We start from the raw sequence: 19,854 nt of genomic DNA, 5'->3' as shown, positions 1-19,854 counted from the left end.
GATTGAAAGGCTTAACAGCGATTTGGTTGCAAAGACGGAATTGACTGTGAATGCATTTTCTTTTTCAACATCAGGCTTCGGTTTCGCGGCTAACAATCAAAAAATTATTAACAACCATTTATACTAAACGATCAACTTATTCTTCATTAGAAAACCAAAACACTTACGTATTAACAACAAAAACATTAAGCCTCTTCACTGGAAAAAGGCAGAAAATCCGCTTGTACAATATATCTAATCTTGACATCGATGATGCGGCAATTGAACTACAACCGGGGTATTACATATATTTAGATGATACAATTTACTATTTGTTGAATGACAGTATCGAGCATCAACTTACACCTTTAAATCAATCCGATCAAGGCTATCTGAAAAAACACCTTCAATGAAAAGAACTATATACTACTGGTTATTGAGATTTTTTACAATCTCAGCTATTCTGATGAGTAATGTACTTGTCAACGCGCAGGGCTATCGCTATGACAAAAACAAAACGCAAAAAATATTGCATGATCCTATTAATTCAATGGGATTTGTTGGCAAATTACCTGCTTCCTACAGCCTACGAAAATGGGCTCCGACACCTAGTGCCCAGGAAGGCAATTCCTGTGTTGGCTGGGCATTAGCTTACGCTGCCATGTCTATAACATATAACCAAGCTTTTAATATCACAAATAAGTTCATGAAGGATATGGTCGCTTTTGATCCAGTATTTACCTATGCTTTGGCCAAAACAGAGAGTACGAATAGCTGCGATGAGGGAGTATTTTTTCCTATCGCTCTTGAACAGATGCTAAAATACGGATGTAAAAGGATTATTATGCCACCTATATCTTTAGACTGCAATGAGTCGGTATTTGATCATAATGATGCGTATTCTGCACCATTTGTACCAAATGAGATTTATGCTGTGGATTTGGACAAGGTTAATTCAATACCTGAAAAAATCAAGGTGATCAAATCTTTCTTAGCGAATGGTGTTCCACTTCCATTTGGAATGGAAACGACCCGATCAATGATGGGGAATGGGAAAGGGAACCCACTTGTTGGTGGGCTCTGGAAGCCTAGCACTGACGAAGAGATGATGGGGGGACATGCCATGTGTTTAATTGGATTTTCTGATACACGTTTTGGAGGGGCATTTGAAGTAATGAACTCATGGGGTACCGGCTACGGTGAGAAAGGATTCTTTTGGATTAAATATGCTGACTTTATAAATCGAGTTTACGAATTGATCTTTATAGAGCCTATAACTGTGCGTTCTGATAATTGTAAAATCGGGGATTGCGCGACAGATTATTCTTATATAAAAAGATCGGATGGCAGCAGTTATGAAGGCATGATGGATGCAGGTAAACCGGAAGGTTATGGCATTTACTCTTGGGTTGACAATAGTTTTTATGCTGGTATTTGGAAAGACGGCAAGCGACATGGAGCTGGCTTGTTGTTTCATAATGAAAAAATCTTCAAATGCCTATACAGTATGAACGATTTAATTGAAGCGGAACCGATAGGATTTTCTAAAGATAGCAGAAACGATGAAACGGAAAAGGTTATTCACTACTTAGAAATTCGCAAAATGCAAGTAGAGAAAATAATACCGAAGGAAATATCAATATTACTAGAGGAACAAATGCCTCCTGAAGAGTGGAAATGAAAAGGCAAGCTATTTTTTTTGCATTTATTTTATTTTTCGTACTCCCTTTCAAAGTATGCGGGCAACAAGAGAAAATTGTCGTAGCTTCAGTATTTGAAAGGTTGATCAATGCGATTGGTGTAACCAGCAAACAGGTGCCAGAAGTGGTTATAGTGAAAGAAGAAAGCCACGTTGCGTCTTATATACCTGGTGGTAAAAATGAAATTTACTTCGAACTAAAGGCTTATCGTATCTGTCGGGACATGGGTGCAGATTCACTAGATGGTATTGCATTTATTCTGTGCCATGAATTGGGGCATTGGTACAACAACCACAACTTTCTGAACGAGGCATCAACCGCCTATGCCAGTGTCGATTTGGGAGAACAGCTAACCTACGCGAAAAAGGCTATCGACAGTACAATCACACATGAATTAGAGGCGGATGAGTTTGCCTGCTACTATTCCAAAATGGCCGGTTTTTCACTTAATACTGTCGATAAATTAATAAGATCCATTTACAAGGGATATAACATCCCTGACAGCATTGCACGTTATCCAAGCCTCAACTCACGCTGTGGAATGGCGAAACTAGCAAAAGTTAGGATGGAAGCCCTGAATAACATATTCAATATTGCGAATATTCTATTATTGAACCAAGAATACGAACCAGCAACTACGCTATATAAACACATAATAAATAACAAGTTCGGTTCTCGTGAAATCAAAAACAATCTTGGTGTTTGTTATGCAATGCAAGGCTTGCAGCTATCGGAAGCACCATGGCGGAATTTAATATTTCCCTTCCTACTGGATCCATCTAGTCGCGCAGGAGAGAATACACGTAATTTGACACCAGATGACTCCATTAAAATGTTAGAGCTTTTTAAGTTAGCTGCTCGCCATTTCAAAGAAGCCGCCGACCTGGATCCGGATTACTACCCAGCTCAAATAAATGGTGCTGTTTTAAAATCATTGTTGGGAAACTCAAGGGCAGCTAACAGGTTGCTTGATGATATAGAGGAAAAAGCTATTAATAATGATGATTCTACTAATTTAATTTTATATACTCGTGCGCTGATTGATTTTATCAGTAAAAGTGATACAAAACTATTAGCGGAGCTTGCAAAGGGGGGCGATATCAATGCACAATATAATTTAGACCGTTTGTCTTCTACCTACTATATAAATCAAAATTCATTTCGGTTTCCTTCCTCCGAATTGGCATTATCTCTTCAACCTTCAATCCGGAAATCATTATACACAAGCGGACAGACAGAACGACAACGAAATATTGTTTTTTATACAAGAGATACCATGGACTTTCAGCTAGTTTTACTCAACATTACAAAACCTGAAAATAAAATTTATCAGTTATTAGTGGGTAAATTAAACCAATTTTGGTCATATGGCATCTTGAAAAAATATGCAAATCTTCAACCAGATTTCATTCAGGAGTTCGGACCCGGAATACTTGAAAAGCGATGTGCGGGCCACATGAACTATTACACATTAAAAATACAAGGTGTTGAAGTAATCACATACTTGCTTTATTGAACAGATTCCTCTACTTGCAAATATTCTAACAGCGGATATGAAATAGAGACTCAGACTTTGGATAAAGTTGCAAAATACCCACTCATCGAAAAGATATCATTCTCCACTAAAAACACATACCGTTATTCATGAAAATAGCTATTGACCAATTTAGAAATTGGAGTGGTTTCTCCAACTGAATTGTTCTTTGAGTAACAAGTCGCTCCAAAAAGAATTGGCTTGACCAAGTCTTAGTTTTTTTTGAATATTATTGCTTCAAATAATTATCCCAGTAGAATAACTCCCACCCGAAAACCCACCCCATTTCTGAGTATTGGGCACACGTGTCTCCAGAACGGACATTTGAATCGAGGTGGAGCCGGTTATGTACCGGAACACTCCAAAATCTGTAGAACCGGTGATTGAAACAACTGGAACTGAAAAAGCCGAATTTTGGGCTGAATGAAGTTCAAGGTTAATTTCTTGGTACAAATTGGCCGTTTCTCCCAAATTTTCCCAAAAAAAGTTCGAACTCACGAACATTTGATATACCTAAGGTTCCCCAGTTCGAACTTTTTTTGGGAAAACTTGGAGAAAACAGCCTTGACCCTAGGTGAGCTTACGGAGGTATATCTCTACAAGGCGCCGTACTTTCCGGAGGAAGCCGTTTCACTATCTGGAAGCACATCTGTCAACCAATACGTATCTGACGATACCGGCAGTAGGCAAGATGCACCGAGGAGCCCAGGATCGAACCTGATTTCGCAGAACCACTATTCCGGATCTACCATGCAGGCGCTGTTGTAATGGGTTACTCCATTGACTTACGCTTTCGGTTTCAAAACGTAACCAAATAGGCATGTAAGTACCTCTATTTTCTCTATTTTTATACTGTTCGAAAATGGGGTTACTTAAAGCAGCCCAACCGGCTTTCTTATATCCGATCTGTTCGGGTTTCACGGGCTACATTGGTCAGTCATTGTTTGGGTAGGAAGTGAACCAACATGTCATAAAAAGTAGTTGAAAACTGAAAAAGTTACTTTTTGTTTTCTCAAGTGATTAACATCTGATTCGATTAAATTCTTTCTGCTCTAAATCTGTGACAATTGCATTAGTTCTTAACAAATCACTACGCTATCCTAATAGCTCCGGTTGAAGTTTGCGTTTTAAAGTTTGTTGTTGTATGTTTGGTAGAGTGAATCGTCCTAAAATAGGTTGACAGTTTTAAATTTATTTATTATGAACTATAATTATATCCTTATTGTTCTGCTTGCTCTCTTTCCACTGCATCAATCTAAAGCTCAATGTCCAACGCTTTCAGCTACGATTACACCGGTGGCCTGTACTAACGGCGCTACAGGTGCGATTACCCTATCGGTGAGTGGCGATACGGCCTACGTTAGCAATCCCGGCCTGCTCATCTCCGAAATGCATACCGATCCGCCCTTGGCGGATTCGCCGAAGGAGTGGGTGGAGCTGATTGCCACCCGTTCCATTAATTTCGCGCAAACGCCCTATACTGTCATTTTCTCAAACAACGGAACTGCCACCAGTAAAGGCTGGGTGGAAGGCAATATGCCTTCTCCTCCGCCGCGAAATTCCACCTATGCCTTTCAGATCAATACCAGTACGGTGCAGCCGGGTGATGTGGTTTATGTGGGTGGAACATCCATGGATCCCACCGGTGTACGACTACGACAGAAAAATACTTCTACCGAAGCCGGCGATGGCGGTATCGGCGGGGCCTTTACGGGTGCTACAGGAGTGCTGGGCAATGGCGGCGGAATAGCCGATGGTGTTGCCGTGTTTAACTTGCCCGTTGCACTAATTGATTCTAATACTGTACCGGTGGATGCCATTTTTTTTGGCTCCGGCATTGGCGATGCAGCCATGGCGGATACCAGCCTGGGTTTCCACCTGCCGGTGAACGACCGTTATAGCGGGGGACGACTCAAAAGCAGCTCCTTTCTCGCTACTGAAGTACTTGGGTTTTACTCGCTGAAGGCTAACGGTGACTATAACCGAAGTACCGGTGTATATAGCACACTGCGTACATGGATAACCATCACCTCGGCTTGGGCTTCCGCCTCAAGTGGTATCACGGTAAGTGGCAACACCTACCTCTGGTCTAACGGGGCTACCACCAAGGATATCTCCGGACTTACGGCAGGTACTTACACCGTTACGGTTACCTCCGGTAGTTGTACGGAGAACGGCATTTATACGGTAACGCAGAGTGCGGCTCTGAATGTTTCGCTTACAATATCGCCAACATCCTGTCCTGCTGCAACAAACGGTGCAATTAATCCATCAACGAGCGGAGGTATAGCTCCTTACACCTATTTCTGGAGCAATGGCAGCTCAACCTCCGCCATAAGCCAGCTAACAGCAGGATCCTATACAGTCACCGTAACGGATGCAGCGGGCTGTACTGTTTCGGCTACTGCAACCGTTAGTCTGGGCAATAATTTCCCTTCTGTTACGCTCTCACCCGGATCCGTTATTTGCCATGGGGCAACTAATGGTAGCATTAGCTCCAGTGTGAGCGGAGGTGCTACGCCCTATACGTATTTATGGAGCAACGGCGCCACTGCTTCCGGTATCAGCAATCTTGCCGCGGGCACGTATACCCTCACCGTCACTGATGCTAACGGTTGCGCCAGTACGCAAAGTGCCGTTTTGCAGCAAACTGCTGCTGTGATTATAACATCCATCTCACCCGCACAGAACAGTGCCGGGTATCCGGTGGCTTTGTGGGGTAGCGGTTTAGCCGGCATCACGCAGTTAAAGTTCAACGGGGTAAACGCAGCATCATTCACAATCAGTGGAGATACGCTTATTACGGCCACGGTGCCTGTAAATACCGTCAGCGGACCAATACAACTATTTAGTAGCAATGGTTGCGAATACCAAACCAGCCTAAGCTTTACCTATCTTTTTTCTAGCCCCGACCTTACGGTAAAGTTGTATCTTCAAGGTCTGTACGTGGGTGGTGGCTTTATGGAATTACCATTGGTGAACAGTGGCCTGAGCGGCAACGCCCAGCATTCCGATAGTATCACCCTGCAACTGGCGCAGCCCACAGCTCCATATACAATCGCATGGACCGGAAGGGTTCTGCTGCGTTCTAACGGTATCGCTGTAGCATCATTGCCGGGCACCGTGATTGGGCAAAACTATTTCATCGTTGTAAAGCACCGCAGCAGCGTTGAAACATGGAGCAAACAGCCGGTGGTATTTGGCCCTAACACCTATTGGAACTTTTCGGGTGTATCTCAGTTCCCCACGATTAGTACTTCGGCGGTTAGCACTATAACGGGTACTACTGCAATTAGCGGCGGAACTATCAGCAGCGATGGCGGCTCTGCAGTTATATCCCGCGGAGTGTGTTGGAGTACCTCACCCAGCCCTACTGTGGCTTTGGCCACTAAAACCATCAATGGCAGTGGTACGGGCAGCTTCACGTCTAACATAAGTGGCCTGAGCATCAACACAAAGTTTTATGTGCGTGCCTACGCTACAAACACGGTGGGTACAGCCTACGGCAATGAGCTTAGTTTTACAACACTGAATCCTCCTTTAGACATTGATGGCAATGCTTACGATACCGTGGTGATTGGTACCCAGGTATGGATGAGCAAAAACCTGCGCGTGAGCAAATACCGCAATGGCGACCCTATTCCTACCAACCTTAGCAATACCACTTGGCAAAACACAACCAGCGGCGCGTATGCCATCTACAACAATACCACAACCAACGACAGCATCTATGGCAAACTCTACAACTGGTACGCGGTAGCTGACCCCAGGGGTTTATGCCCTGTGGGCTGGCATGTGCCGAGCGATGCGGAATGGACTACCCTGGCAAATTTCCTGGGGGGTAGTGCTGTAGCCGGTGGCAAAATGAAAGCAGTATCCAACTTGTGGACACCTCCCAATGATGGAGCCACCAACAGCAGCGGCTTCTCAGGCCTTCCGGGCGGCTACAGGAACAACTTTGGGTCATACTCCTACATTGGCAGCGGCGGCCACTGGTGGTCTTCTACACAGGACTCTACCCCCCCCAATGCCTGGTACCGCACCCTGTACTTCGACGATGACGGTGTATTCCCTAGCAACTACGATAAGAGCATCGGTTTTTCGGTGCGTTGCGTAAGGGATTAATCACGGGCTAGCCTGTGACACCCTGAGCGGAAGCGAAGGGTAAGGAGAGGATTGTGTGTTTGAACTTTCCCTGCGCGCCATTTCGCGAAATCACGGAATATGATATTCCTAAACGCCTTGAAGAAATCGATGAGAAACTTGTAATTCAATTTAATCAAAATAAATTAATTAAGAAATTACATATTGTATTTCTTATTTTAATTGGATTAGGATGTATAGTTGCAATAGGGTTAATTGTAAAATTATTATAAAAAGCGCAAAAGCTATACACTTAAACTGACAAAATGCATCTTTATATTATTAATCCCATCGTTCTTTTATTCCTTCGTAATCTAAGCTTACCATAGGGGTCAGCTTCGCCGGAATAGGGGGTCAACATTGTCCAGAATCTTTAAAAATCTAACATAAAATTAATTTTATAAATTTGAATTATCTACACCTTCACCATGACATTCAAAACAAATACCATCTTTGTAATAGCTATATTCTGGTAAATACCCACCGCCACCACAACGAGAACAAGTTCTAGCTGAGTCAATATTAATTCCATTTTTAGAATAAATAGGGATAATTGTTGTTGCATGGATACTTTTGTGACATCCTTCACATAAAGTAACTAAATCTTCTAAGTTATATTCCCAAGGTTTATTTCCTAGAATGTACTTTTTGTGGTGCACATTCATTTTAGCCAAGGAAGATTGAAAATTATAATCGGCAAAATATTTCATAGAAACAAATATACTAATAGGTATTTTCACTAAATAAATTCTAATTTTATCCAAATTCGGATTTACTGGAATAGGGACTAATAACTGTATTTCAATTTCATTTTTAGCAGTTTTTAAAAGCATAACTTTCTTCATGTTATCTATTCTAAAATCAATTACACCTTTTCCTTTTTAGGAATTCATCGAATGTATATACCGAAGATATTTGAAACTTATTGTCTAGCTTTTCTTTCTTGGAACATCCTGTTGCTGTACAACTGTAATTATCCCTTTCTAGAATTTCCTTTCTTTTATTTTGCCACTCATCCATTTGTAGCAGTTGTGAATAATCCATAAAATTGGCTATTAATATCTATTAGAATTTATTTAATGAATGATATTATGGTGTTAAATTTTATTGCTTTTTTGTCTTCAAACCGAATTACACCAATTTGCATTTAATTTAAAGTGATACTTTTATCAAATGTAATTAATTTTTCTTTGTTATTTAACAATTGTCGTGTTCAAATCATAAGTGCAATTCCAAAGATAAATATTTTCACACCTTGACCTTTTGAGGGGTCTAGGGCGAAAATTTGGCTGAGATGCGCAATCTTTGGTGTGTCTATGTCTAAAAACTAAAATCAACTCAGCCAGGAACAAGGGTATCAGATAGAAGCATTACTGCGAAATAGTACCAAATAAATGGAAATTGCCATAATTATAGGCAAATCACCTTCTACGATAAGTGAATCAGGCAAATACTCATCTTTCAAGTAAAATAAAACCGCCCCAATAAAATGGATTCTTATATTTTTTTCTCATATCAACTTGCGCATTTTTCAAAGCCCGTGATTTTGATATTCCTTGTAAGTAATTACTATAAAAGAGGCTCATTAATTCAGCTGTTTGCTTATCAGGAACACTCCATAAGCTCATAAGAAGGCTTCTAGCACCAGCCAATTTAAATGCTCTTTGCAACCCAAATACTCCCTCACTTCCATTTATCTCGCCTAAACCTGTTTCACAAGCAGATAAAACTACAAGATCAAGGTTTGAAAAATTCAATCGAGCGATTTCCTGTGCAGTTAAAAATCCATCATTTTCAGAATACGCACTTGACGCATTATTAGCACCTGAAAACACAATACCACTCCTTATCATTGGATCTAGATTCGTTTCTGAGTTTATTCCCACATCAAAATTAGATAAGTTGATATTCCTCGTTGGATAATAATATCCATGAGTTGCAAGGTGAATCAAAGAAGGCTGCAAGCTTTGAAGTTGACGAAAAGATTCTTCATTTCCTGAATCCTTCGTAAAAAGAGTCACTTTTATATCTGAATGCTTTGAGTCTAGCATATTTTTAATACTAGTAACCTCATTAATGGTATATCGAAGCTCGGAAAAATTTGCTTTCCCACTTGCCGATCTATTAGGATGTCCACCTTGCCCATAATTTAAGCCTCCAAACAATATCGCAGGGGAATAAATCTGCCTTTTATCATCTGATTTCATTCCGATCTGTCTAGTACTACCTAATAGAACTGCATCAATTTTATTGCCATCTAGTAAAGCGGGGAAAGAAATGCCATATAATATTCCACTGACCGAAATATAAGCCTTGTCAATGTTAAAAAGATTTTTCTCAATTGGTTTCCAAATTAATGAGTATAAACTGTCAATATTTTTACTATAAATATTATTTATTTTGGCTTCAGCGTTTCCGGGCTGATTTAGAATTTTTCTCAACACAGATTCCTCAAAAAGAGGAATTAATTCAGGTGCCTGCGAATCATTTTTTATTAGTAAAGCAAAATATTGTTCGGAATTCTCAATTATGCAGTGAATAAACTCAATCGCTACTTCATTTTTTTTTAACGCAGTACTGATATTTGTAAATTTAATTGCCGTGGGATCAAAAGGAATAATTCCAGGCAAGGAATTTATTTTAGTTTGAACTTTCTTCTCTCTAAGTAAAATTTCATTTCCACCTTTTGAATTGCTATTAAACGCAACATTTTTTGCAGTTTCCAAACTATCTCTTTGCTTTATGACTTCATAATATTCTTGCTTTAATGAGTCATTCATTTTTTCAAGGAAATTTCTCGTATTTTCAGTGGCATATAATGCGATCTCTTTAGTAGCAATAATATTATTATACAATTTTATTCTGGTTTCATTAGAAGTAGCAGCTATGTAAATCGAGTTAATAGCAGTGATATTCCTGTCAATTATGTTTTTATAGGCTTCTTTCTCTTTTTCCGTTAAAAAAGCATAATTGGCAATTTGTTTGTTGAAATGATATTTCTCCAGAGCATCCAGATTCTTTTTAACATGCTCATATCCATTTAATGCAAACTCTGAAATTGACAATGCCGATATAACAGAGTAATATAAGTTAATGGCGTTAGCTTTATATTTTTCACAAATCAACTTTGCTTTATGCAAGTGCATGATTGCTTCTTTATGCATTCCATGTGTTATATAAAAATTTGCCAATGCATATAATGCTTTGGCATACCTTAAACTTTCATCTCCATTAGAACTTTTTTCAGTTTCCACATATTCAATAAAACACTTCTCTGCCTCGCGTTTAAATACCTCGTTTAAACTACTTTTCTCTATAAAAAAAGAATTGATTCTATCAAACCAACTTGAATCAATTAATTCCTTATTACCGTTACCAATTATTGCGGCTTGATTACAATAGTGACCTTTCAGTAAAAGATAAACTAAGTAGATAGATTTTTCATTCCTTTTTTCTGCTAATGGTTTTGCCTTAACTAAATATTCTTCCGCTTTATCAAAATTTCCAGATATTATTTCGCTACTTGTAGCAAATAATAGAAATGACAAATAAAGAATTGACTTAGGCTTATTCGCTTTTTCTTCCCACAGGCTTACATTATTTTCTCTTAATTCTTTAGCTTTATTAAAATTACCCACCTGCATGTAATAAGATGCAAATGTCTCTTGTGATGAACAAAATAATAAATATCTTCTGCTGAAGATTTACTGCTAAGTTCAAGTAATAAATTGAAATATTTTTCACCTAATAAATAATCTCCTCTATTAATATACAAATCAGCTAAGGCTAAGTAAGGAAATATTAAATAATCCTCTGATTCACCAAACATGGGGTTTCCTGCAAGTACTATTGCGTCCTTGAAAAGCTTTTCAGATAAATCCAAATCAATTGAGTTTTGAAAAAGGCAATATGCATAGTTTATAGTTGTTGAATACTGTTTAGTAAGTTCACGCTTAATCCCAAATTCAGAATTATAAAAGCACCACGACAAAATAAAAAATCGGGAAGGAATTGAAACTACTCCATACTTCTCATAACCATTTTTTGAATACTCTAATGCTTCAACAAATTTACCTTCATCAAAAAACTTTTCAGTCTTTTCTATATAACTATATCGATCAGCTAATTTTTTATTTATATACAATGAAATACCAGGCCCTTGCAACATATTAATAACTAAAACAAGAACTAATAGTAAAAGTAATCCCAATGGTTTTAAAATATTTTTCAAAGTGATATTTTTAGGAAAATCTGAAAACAAGAATCTAAATCCAAATACCAAAAAAAATATAAATGCTGCAAAAAGTACAATAGTAAAGATAAGTCCACTCAATACACCCAGAAAATAAGAGAATCCCCAAAAACCCTCCGGATCTGTAAATGTCCATGATAAATGAATTAAATTTAAGACAATGTATATAAGAATCAGGACTATAGAAAGAAAGAAAACTGTATCAATAAACTTTGTGTTTTTCATATTGATAATTCCATAAATAGTTCAAATAAGTCCGCCATTTAAATCTTTAAAACCAGCGTAATCTTTTTAAAGTTTGTTTAGCTTCGTCAGCAAATTTGCTTTTGGAGGAAATCAATTCATTTAATAATACCTTAGCCTTATCTCGATTATCCAGTTTTAAATATGCAAAAGCTAAATGTAACTTAACTTCATCAGTAAATCCAAACGAAGGCAAAAAAAGAAGATATTCTAAATTTTCTTTTGCCTTCTCCGCGTTACCACTGTTTAACTGTGCTATTGCAAGAAATAATGAGAGTCCTGGATTTTTTTCTTTTTCAATTTTAAATTCACTGAATATTCTCTCAGCTTTTTCAAATTCCTTCTTTCTTATTAATGTTATGGCTTGCTCTAATTGCAAAGATTCATCAATTGTAAAATTTTTGAAATAGTATTCCTCTCCGCGGACACCCAATTGCTCTTTTACAATTTCTGCTTCAGTAAAATCACCAATGATGCTATTGTCAATGTTATTCGAATATTCAGCAAACAGTTTTTCGTTTGACATATTTTGCGGTTGCCACACAATAAAAACAAGAACTATGGAAGCAGCAATAGCCATTGCTTTGAAATATGGTCGCAACGCAATCACAATGCCTGCTTTAGATCCCAATTCAATTTCAAGAGTTTGTAATTTCTTTTTTAACTCATGCCGTTTTCTTAATTGGAATGCACTTGTGATAGCTTCGTCAAGATTGATCTCATTCCATTCCATTTCCAATTGAATGAGATTGTTTTTAAGTTGATTTCTTTTTCTTTCTGGAATGAATTTAACACTAAATTATCAAATTCATTTTCCGATTTAAACTGCTCAATTAAACTTCGAATCTTGTCTGTAGAAAATAATTCAATTGTTAGTAAAATATTTTCGCTATTTGAATTAATTTCAATCTCTTCAATAACAAAAACTGTAAATTTCATAGTGAGATTTACATCCAAATTCAAATTATCACTCTCAATACGAGCAAGAAAATAAGAATTTATTTTTTCTACTTCACTTGGTTCAATGTTCATTTAATGCCAATAATTTCTTTTAATTTTACTCGACATCTATTTATTAAATTCTTTACAGTCGTAGCATCTTTTAGACCTAATCTTATAGCTATTTCTTCATTTTTAAGTTTATGATAATAAAATAAATTTAATCGTTCATAACATTTATCACCATTGCTTTTTAGATTATTTAAAGCACTTAGCACAATGTTTATTTTTTCATTAATCAATTCATAATTTTCTACAAATCAGTTTTTTACATTTTCATCGATTTTATCCTTAAGTTCAATTTTTTTATTGTTACTACTTGTATTTCTACAGAGTAATTGATTAAAGCATATTGAATTTAAATATGTCTGTAGAGAACAAGAAAGTATAAATCCTGCGCTTTGAATTTTTTCATATAATACAATAGTAGCATCCTGGTAAATATCAAGAGCATCACTTTCTGATGATCCCTTACTCCTCATAAAACTAATACAATATGATTTGTGCTTTAAATATATGCATGAATGTGCTTTTTCATTGGTAAGCATTATCTCCAATAACTGAACATCACTCAAACTAGCAAACTCCGCACAAGGGTTGACTCTATTCATCTAATAAAGTATTAAAGTCAATTAATCAATACGTTGCAAACATAAAAAAGAAAAACAAGTAAATAAAGTCATATGTGTTTATTGTATCATATACATCGATGTTTATGAAATCACTTAAAGAAGTTTTCTTGCATCTTATTGTATATCAGTTCAATATGACTTTGGTTACCTTTTACTAGTATTCTATTAATAAATAGAGATTAGATGTTGTATTAGAGAATTAGTAAAAAATCTTTGGTTACCTATTATCTAGTTTTCTATAAATATTAAAAGGATATAAGCAAAAAGTATATGAAAACAACCAACCATCTTCAGATAGCATTTAAAGTAAATGCAGACAAAAGTCCCACTCCCATAGAGTTTAAGTTTGAACATACAAAACATTCATTTAAAAGGGCGTGTCAGCGCGGTTTTAACAAACAAAAAATTGCAATAGCACTGGAATACGGTGAAAATATATACAAGCAAGGACTTATATATTTCATTTTAGGAGAAAAGAATATTCCGGATTCCTTGATAAAGCAAAAAGAACAATTGAAAAATATCGTTGTTATTGTAGCTGGTAATTCAAATCAGGTTATTACATGTTATAGAAGTGCGGATCCATTCAAAAATATAAGAGTAAAATCAGAAAGGCTGAGCAAAAACCATAGTTATGCAGCATAGTACTAACCTATTGGAATTAAATTACGGACAATTATTATTACTTCCACAATGGAAGAAACGGAGAAGACAAATTCTCTTAAGAGATTGTAATAAATGTAGGGCATGTGGTGCTTCAAGTATACTCCATGTTCATCATCGCCAGTATCATGTATTAAAATCCATAGGCAAATTTCAGCTTCCTTGGAAATATAGTGATAAGTATTTAATTACTCTATGCGATAACTGCCATAAGAATGGCCATTTAAAATATCAAATACCAATATTTACTATTTAAAACATAAAATGAACATCATCTCAAAACTATTTGGCAAGAACAAATCCAAAATCCAGCAAAATTCTACTGTGCAAGAAACTGTGGATATCTCTAATTCTTCGACTATAAATTCCGCTCCGGATATCGATTTATTTGTAGATGCAGAAGAACCATTAATGAGTAGCAAAAATGAGCCAAAACAAAGTAGATTAAATCAATTTTTGAATCGAAACTATCAAGCTATTGGAGTTTATGAAGGGTTTGAGTATCACTCTTCTGATCAACTTAAGTTAGGAAAAAGTAAAATAGAAGCTGAATTCAGACTTCTTATTGACATTGAAATTCAGGAAAAAGTAGAAACACGACTACAGTTAGAAAATTTAATTACTGATGTCGGTTCAATATCTCCGCTGGTATTGCAGAAATTACAAAACACATTGCAGAAATTAATTGAGGTTACTGACAATTTAGAAAGGCAGAAATGCTTATCAATCGAAGAAGATGGTTGGGTCATGAATGCAATTTATAATTATCATCAAGGTTTTACAAGGGGTCTTTCAGACTATATTGAAAGTGAGAAACTACTTAATTCGATTAAACATATTTAAATAAGTAAAAAAATGGATAAATACTATAGTTTATTGATTGGAGAAAATCCGCGTTATACAGCCTTGTATCAACCGGGAAGTAAAAGAAAAATTGCATTGTACGCTAACTGTCTAATGGTTCCTGTGATCCTATGGTTTATTAACTGTTACTTCATTGTGAGCCACGTACTAAATGGAAATACTGTTGTAGCTATATTTAGTGGGTTAATTGCATCATTAATTATTTTTTTAGTAGAAAGAGCAATAATAATGTCAAATGGAAGTCGTCTCATCTTTTGGTTTAGAATTGCATTAGGTTTTATTATTGCTTCATTAGGCGCAATAGGTTTTGATGAAGTAGTTTTTAAGAATGATATTGACAATAAGATTGCTCAATATGAAAAAATAAATATTGATAGTGCGGCCAATCATATAGAAATGGAATATAATAAAGCAATCGAAGCGCAACAATTAGTTGTGAATCAAAAAACAAACGATTGGAAAAATGCATTGCAAGATGCAAAAGCTGAGGCAGATGGAACTGGTGGCAGTCGTCAAAAACTAGTTGGAAAAATTGCACTTTTAAAGATGGAAGTTGCCGAAAAACTTGAATCTGATTATAATATCGAAAACAACAAACTACAAATTCTATCATTAGAAAAGGATAGCATAAAAAACCTCGCAATAGCGAAGGCAGAGGCAAATTTTAATGGTGATGCATTTCTTCTAAGAATTAAAGCTATGTTTGATTTAATCAGTGAAGATAGATTTATGTTAGCCGTTTATATTTTGTTTACTGCATTACTTTTTTGCCTCGAATTTTTAGTTGTATTGATTAAGATAGCAAGTAAAAATTCAATAGATGAAGATATTGAACAAGCTAGAGACATTTTATTAAGAGAAAAAACCAAAAAAATACTAGAAAGAAGATCATTATTATATGATCCGATACAGTTCCAAGCAACTGTAAAAACAGCTAATAGAATGTTAAACCAACGGAATATTTCAGTATTTTAAATAATTCTTGTGCAATAACTGGATATTAACCCGAATAACCCGAAGGATTCAAAAATAATAGCCCGAATAAAAAAACGAGTTACCTGAATTCCTCACAAAGTACTGTTAATTAATACGATATAAGTCCCGTCCGGACCGCTTACAAACAAAGAGTCGCCAATTGGCGACTCTTTTCATTTAAATATGTTTTATCATGCATTACGTTTACATCATCTACAGCCAAAGGCTGGACATTTTTTACAAAGGGATAACTCAGCATCCTGAGAAAAGACTTTTTGAGCACAACAATAATTTATCGCGTTTTACTGCCGGTAAAGGGCCTTGGGAGATGGTCTATTTAGAAGAATCATCATCAAAAACGGATGCCTTATTCAGAGAAAAACAACTCAAAAGGTTAAACCGGAAATCTATAAAACTACTTTTAAAAAAGTCGGTAGAACAAATGCCTGTCATCTCGTCAAATGGCAAACCGAAGGTTTGACTAAATGACGAGATGTCCGGACCGCTCTTATCAATAATAATCAATAATTTAGCTGAGAACATTGACAATATCACTGACAAAAAAAAGGGTTTCTGTGTACGCAGAGACCCTTTTTTTATGCAGTGAATTGGTTGAAAAGAAAACAATTGATTGAAAGTAGATTCATAAATGTGAACTTTTATAATTCAGATTTGGCAGGTTGTCCTTTAGCCACTTGATTTTTCTTTTTTTATTTTGGAGACTGTGCTGAATCAAACTTTCCATATTTATTAAAAAGTTTCCCTGCCATATTTTTCAAAGTCTTAAGCTATAGATCCGGGTCGTAGCCGCCTATTTGACAGCATACGACAATTTTCGTTAATTTAGGTTATAGATTCATTCCGCCAACATTTTTTCGGAATAGTACTACATATTAGAAGGTAAATTGTGCTCCATAATTGTGGTGGGCAATTTCAAGCGAAACGAGGGGCAATTTAGACGGAATTCCTGTTAATGAAATTATATAAAAATATATCGTCCCGGTTTGATCAAAACCTGCGTTAGGGATTTTGTTTTTATGTTATCAAAGTCGAACTAATTTCACCAATAATGGGTGGCAGTATTTACGCTTATCACGAATAAAAAACCAAGCCCGATTGAAATCTATAACAGCATCGGTTATCTGGTTGACATAAGTCAGACAGATCTTAAACAATTGTTAAAGGTAAATTAGATTTATGTCATAATTTAATATAAGGTCGGAAATTACATTTGTATGCCGAAATTGAAGTATAAAAAATCAAGTAGCTATTTCGTATGGGTCGGTAACTAGGTTTAACTGGAATATTGAATTGATTCTAATTGAAATATATAATTAAATCTATTCGAATTGAAACACTTAAAACAAGGTTAAAAATTATAATTAAGGTTATAAAAAGAAGTAAAAATGAAAAAGATAACTACAATTACATTATTAAGTTTTCTGACCTGCGTATCAATTGCGCAAACCGCATCTGATTATTACTTGCCACTATGTGTTAACAATGAGACTGTGTTATACACACCCGCTGGCTTACCTCCTGCGGGGTGGGCAGAAAGAATAACACGTCATACTTTTATTCAGACAGACTCTATCGGAGGTGAATTATATTATCTGGAGAAGGGAACTGAGTATTCTACAGGTAGTAGTTCATTCCCTCCGCATACCTTTAAATTAGTTTGGTTGAAACAAGATGTGAACGGAGAAATTCTGTTTGGGGCTTATTCGGAAGAATATCCAATTTTAGATTCTGCAATTATACTACCTACTCCAGCGATCTGGTTCTCAAATAATTTTCTTACAGCCGGATATTCTCTAACGCAGTCAAATGGAGTATATAACAATACAGATACTGTGATTAGCACAAGTGCCACTTTTGGAGGTTTTAATAATTGTATCCAAATACGTTCAATAAGAGACTCCGCCGGTTTAATTCAGGTAGTTCAAGATGCTTATTATGCCTTTGGAATTGGGTTGGTTGGAGGTGAACGGACTTTTCCTACTACCGAAATACATACGGACAATCTTGTATCATCCTTTGTTACGGGTTGTGACCCTATTGTTGATACGCTTCAAACAGCCGTGGTTGATACTTGTTTTGGTCAATATTTTGAGTATTATATTAAGGATATTCTGGACGATACAATAAATAATATTCTTACTGTTACATGGGTGTTTCAAGATGGTCCACTCATGAATCAGTTCACGGAGTCTTATAATTATCAAATTGCTGGAAATAATGTAATTGGAATAACAATAAATTGTTCATTTAACATAACTTCCACAACCTTCTACAAGACTGTTTTTATAGGATCTACTTCAACCGGCTTGACTGAACAGCCAAATCTCATTGGTAATTTATATATTTATCCTAACCCCGCAAGTTATCAAATCACCGTTGAAACACCAGCGGAATTGGTGAATGCCCGACTTAATATTTATAACCAGATAGGCGAAGTTGTATATACTGATGTGCTTAATGGTAAAAAGGTGACATTGAGCACAGAATATTTAAAGTCTGGAATTTACTTTGTTTACATTTCTGATGGACAACATATTTACACGCAAAAACTCATACTTGAATGAAATTAGTAATCCTGTTGTGATCAGTTTGCAATGAAATTCCACGTATATTCTGGTCGCCACATATAATGAAATGGATCATAATCCTGTCCGGACCGCTTAAAACAATGAGTCGCCAATTGGCGGCTCATTTCTTTTAAATATATTTTATCATGTATTATGTTTACAACATCTACAGCCAATGGCCGCATATCTATTACTAAGTAATAACCCTGTATCCGCAAAAGTCAAAAATCCGGAGTTCAGGAGAAAGCGGTTCTGCTATCCCATTCCATTTTTGTATATTTATACATATCCGGAATCCCATTCCATTTTTGTATATTTATACATATCCGGAATCCATGATCACTCGGATAATACTGGAAGAGTTTTGTATAATTAAATTACCGGCTTATAGTTTACCAGGTAACATTTGATTTCTTTTACGATATGAAGCGGCACTCAAAGTTCATCCCACCTTTATGAAAACCATTTATCTTTACATTTTACTCCCACTCCTACTCCATGCATACAAGAGTCACCCGCTTAATCGCTATCTTAATTCTCCTAAATCAAACATCATGGGCGCAGCGTCTTGAACCTTTCGGATCCGGTGGAAATAAAAAAACGGGAATGAACGCCAGAAGCATTCCTTATGAAAATACATTGTTTTATTTTGAATGTATTAATGACAATAATGACTTCCTGGTCAGGGAGGAAAAAAAGGAAGCCTATGTGATGTATTTTTTTCTGGAAGACAGTGTGCAGGAGATTGGATTACGGGTGCTCTCCCCTATTCCTGAACTCGTGAGCCCTAATCGTGGACATATCGTTACTGCTGATTATTCGGATAGCTGCGATTACAAGGAAAAAGGCTTTGATCCGGTCCTTAAGATCAGCCGGTCGAAAAAACAATTTTCACGTACAGACCTATCTCAATCAGAAACGAAACCGGAATTTATTTTACTTGGCGAAAATGATAATAACGACGAAATGAATGTGAAAGAATATGCACTCATCCGTTTACACGCGGAAGCTGATAGTCTGAAGTTATCCCCGGGACTGTATTCCATTAGTATCAGTTCAGCAACAAAATATCCGTTGAGAGGGAATTTCTTATTGCAAATCGGTACTGTTCCCGCTACACGGATTTCTCCGCTTAGCAGGGACTGGAGAGATTTGTAAGTATTTACATCACCTTGTTTTTCCTAAAAAGAAGAACACGCTTGTTGTGCTTCGTCTCCTTTAGGCATCTCCGCCTACAAACTTATCTTCCTGTATACACCAGTTTAAAAGACTTCTGTGTATT

15 protein-coding genes are annotated in these 19,854 nt (G+C 36.4%); 9 read left to right on the top strand and 6 right to left on the bottom strand.

Translation table 11 applies throughout. The features are described 5' to 3' along the window. Positions 1–388: 388 nt before the first annotated feature. The 3 genes from IPJ86_10475 (at position 389) to IPJ86_10465 (ending at position 7,338) form a co-directional block, all read left to right on the top strand. Positions 389–1,660: a hypothetical protein gene (locus IPJ86_10475; GenBank protein ID MBK7887688.1), complete on the top strand. Its 1,272-nt coding sequence runs from the start codon at positions 389–391 to the stop codon at positions 1,658–1,660. Next, positions 1,657–3,195 carry a M48 family metalloprotease gene (locus IPJ86_10470; protein ID MBK7887687.1) on the top strand — a complete coding sequence of 513 codons (1,539 nt, stop codon included), beginning with the start codon at positions 1,657–1,659 and terminating at the stop codon, positions 3,193–3,195. Before IPJ86_10475 ends, IPJ86_10470 begins: the two co-directional genes overlap by 4 nt. 1,218 nt (positions 3,196–4,413) lie before the next feature. Then, positions 4,414–7,338: a hypothetical protein gene (locus IPJ86_10465; protein MBK7887686.1), complete on the top strand. Its 2,925-nt coding sequence runs from the start codon at positions 4,414–4,416 to the stop codon at positions 7,336–7,338. 416 nt (positions 7,339–7,754) lie between these two features. Here IPJ86_10465 and IPJ86_10460 read toward each other — a convergent pair whose 3' ends face one another. From IPJ86_10460 to IPJ86_10435, 6 genes are all read right to left on the bottom strand, one after another. Beyond that, positions 7,755–8,201 (bottom strand): hypothetical protein, encoded by a 447-nt coding sequence (locus tag IPJ86_10460; protein MBK7887685.1) that lies wholly within the window; start codon positions 8,199–8,201, stop codon positions 7,755–7,757. A gap of 609 nt (positions 8,202–8,810) precedes the next feature. Further along, a complete protein-coding gene (locus IPJ86_10455; GenBank protein MBK7887684.1) occupies positions 8,811–11,000 on the bottom strand; it encodes a CHAT domain-containing protein in 2,190 nt (729 codons plus the stop codon). Beyond that, positions 10,964–11,833, bottom strand: a complete 870-nt coding sequence (locus tag IPJ86_10450; protein ID MBK7887683.1) for a hypothetical protein — start codon at positions 11,831–11,833, stop codon at positions 10,964–10,966. Before IPJ86_10450 ends, IPJ86_10455 begins: the two co-directional genes overlap by 37 nt. 46 nt (positions 11,834–11,879) lie before the next feature. Further along, positions 11,880–12,584 carry a hypothetical protein gene (locus IPJ86_10445; protein ID MBK7887682.1) on the bottom strand — a complete coding sequence of 235 codons (705 nt, stop codon included), beginning with the start codon at positions 12,582–12,584 and terminating at the stop codon, positions 11,880–11,882. Next, positions 12,530–12,883 carry a hypothetical protein gene (locus IPJ86_10440; GenBank protein MBK7887681.1) on the bottom strand — a complete coding sequence of 118 codons (354 nt, stop codon included), beginning with the start codon at positions 12,881–12,883 and terminating at the stop codon, positions 12,530–12,532. The genes IPJ86_10445 and IPJ86_10440 overlap by 55 nt, the downstream gene beginning before the upstream one ends. Positions 12,884–13,110: 227 nt before the next feature. Continuing rightward, positions 13,111–13,461, bottom strand: coding sequence for a sigma-70 family RNA polymerase sigma factor (locus IPJ86_10435; GenBank protein ID MBK7887680.1), 351 nt, complete (start codon positions 13,459–13,461; stop codon positions 13,111–13,113). A gap of 291 nt (positions 13,462–13,752) precedes the next feature. On the opposite strand from IPJ86_10435, the gene IPJ86_10430 reads away from it, so the two are divergent. The 6 genes from IPJ86_10430 to IPJ86_10405 all read left to right on the top strand — a co-directional run bounded on the left by IPJ86_10430 (position 13,753) and on the right by IPJ86_10405 (position 19,730). Then, positions 13,753–14,127, top strand: coding sequence for a hypothetical protein (locus IPJ86_10430; GenBank protein ID MBK7887679.1), 375 nt, complete (start codon positions 13,753–13,755; stop codon positions 14,125–14,127). 282 nt (positions 14,128–14,409) lie between these two features. Further along, positions 14,410–14,988 (top strand): hypothetical protein, encoded by a 579-nt coding sequence (locus tag IPJ86_10425; protein ID MBK7887678.1) that lies wholly within the window; start codon positions 14,410–14,412, stop codon positions 14,986–14,988. Between the two features lie 12 nt (positions 14,989–15,000). Continuing rightward, entirely contained in the window at positions 15,001–15,984 is a 984-nt protein-coding gene (locus IPJ86_10420) for a DUF4407 domain-containing protein (protein MBK7887677.1), read from the top strand. A gap of 193 nt (positions 15,985–16,177) precedes the next feature. Continuing rightward, positions 16,178–16,465: a GIY-YIG nuclease family protein gene (locus IPJ86_10415; protein ID MBK7887676.1), complete on the top strand. Its 288-nt coding sequence runs from the start codon at positions 16,178–16,180 to the stop codon at positions 16,463–16,465. Between the two features lie 925 nt (positions 16,466–17,390). Further along, complete coding sequence (locus IPJ86_10410) at positions 17,391–18,569, top strand: T9SS type A sorting domain-containing protein (GenBank protein ID MBK7887675.1); 1,179 nt, start codon at positions 17,391–17,393, stop codon at positions 18,567–18,569. Between the two features lie 501 nt (positions 18,570–19,070). After that, entirely contained in the window at positions 19,071–19,730 is a 660-nt protein-coding gene (locus IPJ86_10405) for a hypothetical protein (protein ID MBK7887674.1), read from the top strand. Positions 19,731–19,854 lie beyond the last annotated feature (124 nt).

The organism is Bacteroidota bacterium (assembly GCA_016713925.1).
Taxonomy (GTDB): Bacteria; Bacteroidota; Bacteroidia; order AKYH767-A; family OLB10; genus JAJTFW01.
This window is presented reverse-complemented; position numbering and strand designations above follow the sequence as displayed.

What these genes read in the sequence shown, in the direction of transcription:
- IPJ86_10430 (MBK7887679.1), top strand. Translation starts at nt 13,753, where the DNA reads ATGAAAACAACCAACCATCTTCAGATAGCATTTAAAGTAAATGCAGAC.
- IPJ86_10425 (MBK7887678.1), top strand. Translation starts at nt 14,410, where the DNA reads ATGAACATCATCTCAAAACTATTTGGCAAGAACAAATCCAAAATCCAG.
- IPJ86_10475 (MBK7887688.1), top strand. Translation starts at nt 389, where the DNA reads ATGAAAAGAACTATATACTACTGGTTATTGAGATTTTTTACAATCTCA.
- IPJ86_10440 (MBK7887681.1), bottom strand. Translation starts at nt 12,883, where the DNA reads ATGAACATTGAACCAAGTGAAGTAGAAAAAATAAATTCTTATTTTCTT.
- IPJ86_10435 (MBK7887680.1), bottom strand. Translation starts at nt 13,461, where the DNA reads ATGAATAGAGTCAACCCTTGTGCGGAGTTTGCTAGTTTGAGTGATGTT.
- IPJ86_10445 (MBK7887682.1), bottom strand. Translation starts at nt 12,584, where the DNA reads ATGGAATGGAATGAGATCAATCTTGACGAAGCTATCACAAGTGCATTC.
- IPJ86_10460 (MBK7887685.1), bottom strand. Translation starts at nt 8,201, where the DNA reads ATGAAGAAAGTTATGCTTTTAAAAACTGCTAAAAATGAAATTGAAATA.
- IPJ86_10470 (MBK7887687.1), top strand. Translation starts at nt 1,657, where the DNA reads ATGAAAAGGCAAGCTATTTTTTTTGCATTTATTTTATTTTTCGTACTC.
- IPJ86_10465 (MBK7887686.1), top strand. Translation starts at nt 4,414, where the DNA reads ATGAACTATAATTATATCCTTATTGTTCTGCTTGCTCTCTTTCCACTG.
- IPJ86_10420 (MBK7887677.1), top strand. Translation starts at nt 15,001, where the DNA reads ATGGATAAATACTATAGTTTATTGATTGGAGAAAATCCGCGTTATACA.
- IPJ86_10450 (MBK7887683.1), bottom strand. Translation starts at nt 11,833, where the DNA reads ATGAAAAACACAAAGTTTATTGATACAGTTTTCTTTCTTTCTATAGTC.
- IPJ86_10455 (MBK7887684.1), bottom strand. Translation starts at nt 11,000, where the DNA reads ATGCAGGTGGGTAATTTTAATAAAGCTAAAGAATTAAGAGAAAATAAT.
- IPJ86_10405 (MBK7887674.1), top strand. Translation starts at nt 19,071, where the DNA reads ATGCATACAAGAGTCACCCGCTTAATCGCTATCTTAATTCTCCTAAAT.
- IPJ86_10410 (MBK7887675.1), top strand. Translation starts at nt 17,391, where the DNA reads ATGAAAAAGATAACTACAATTACATTATTAAGTTTTCTGACCTGCGTA.
- IPJ86_10415 (MBK7887676.1), top strand. Translation starts at nt 16,178, where the DNA reads ATGCATTACGTTTACATCATCTACAGCCAAAGGCTGGACATTTTTTAC.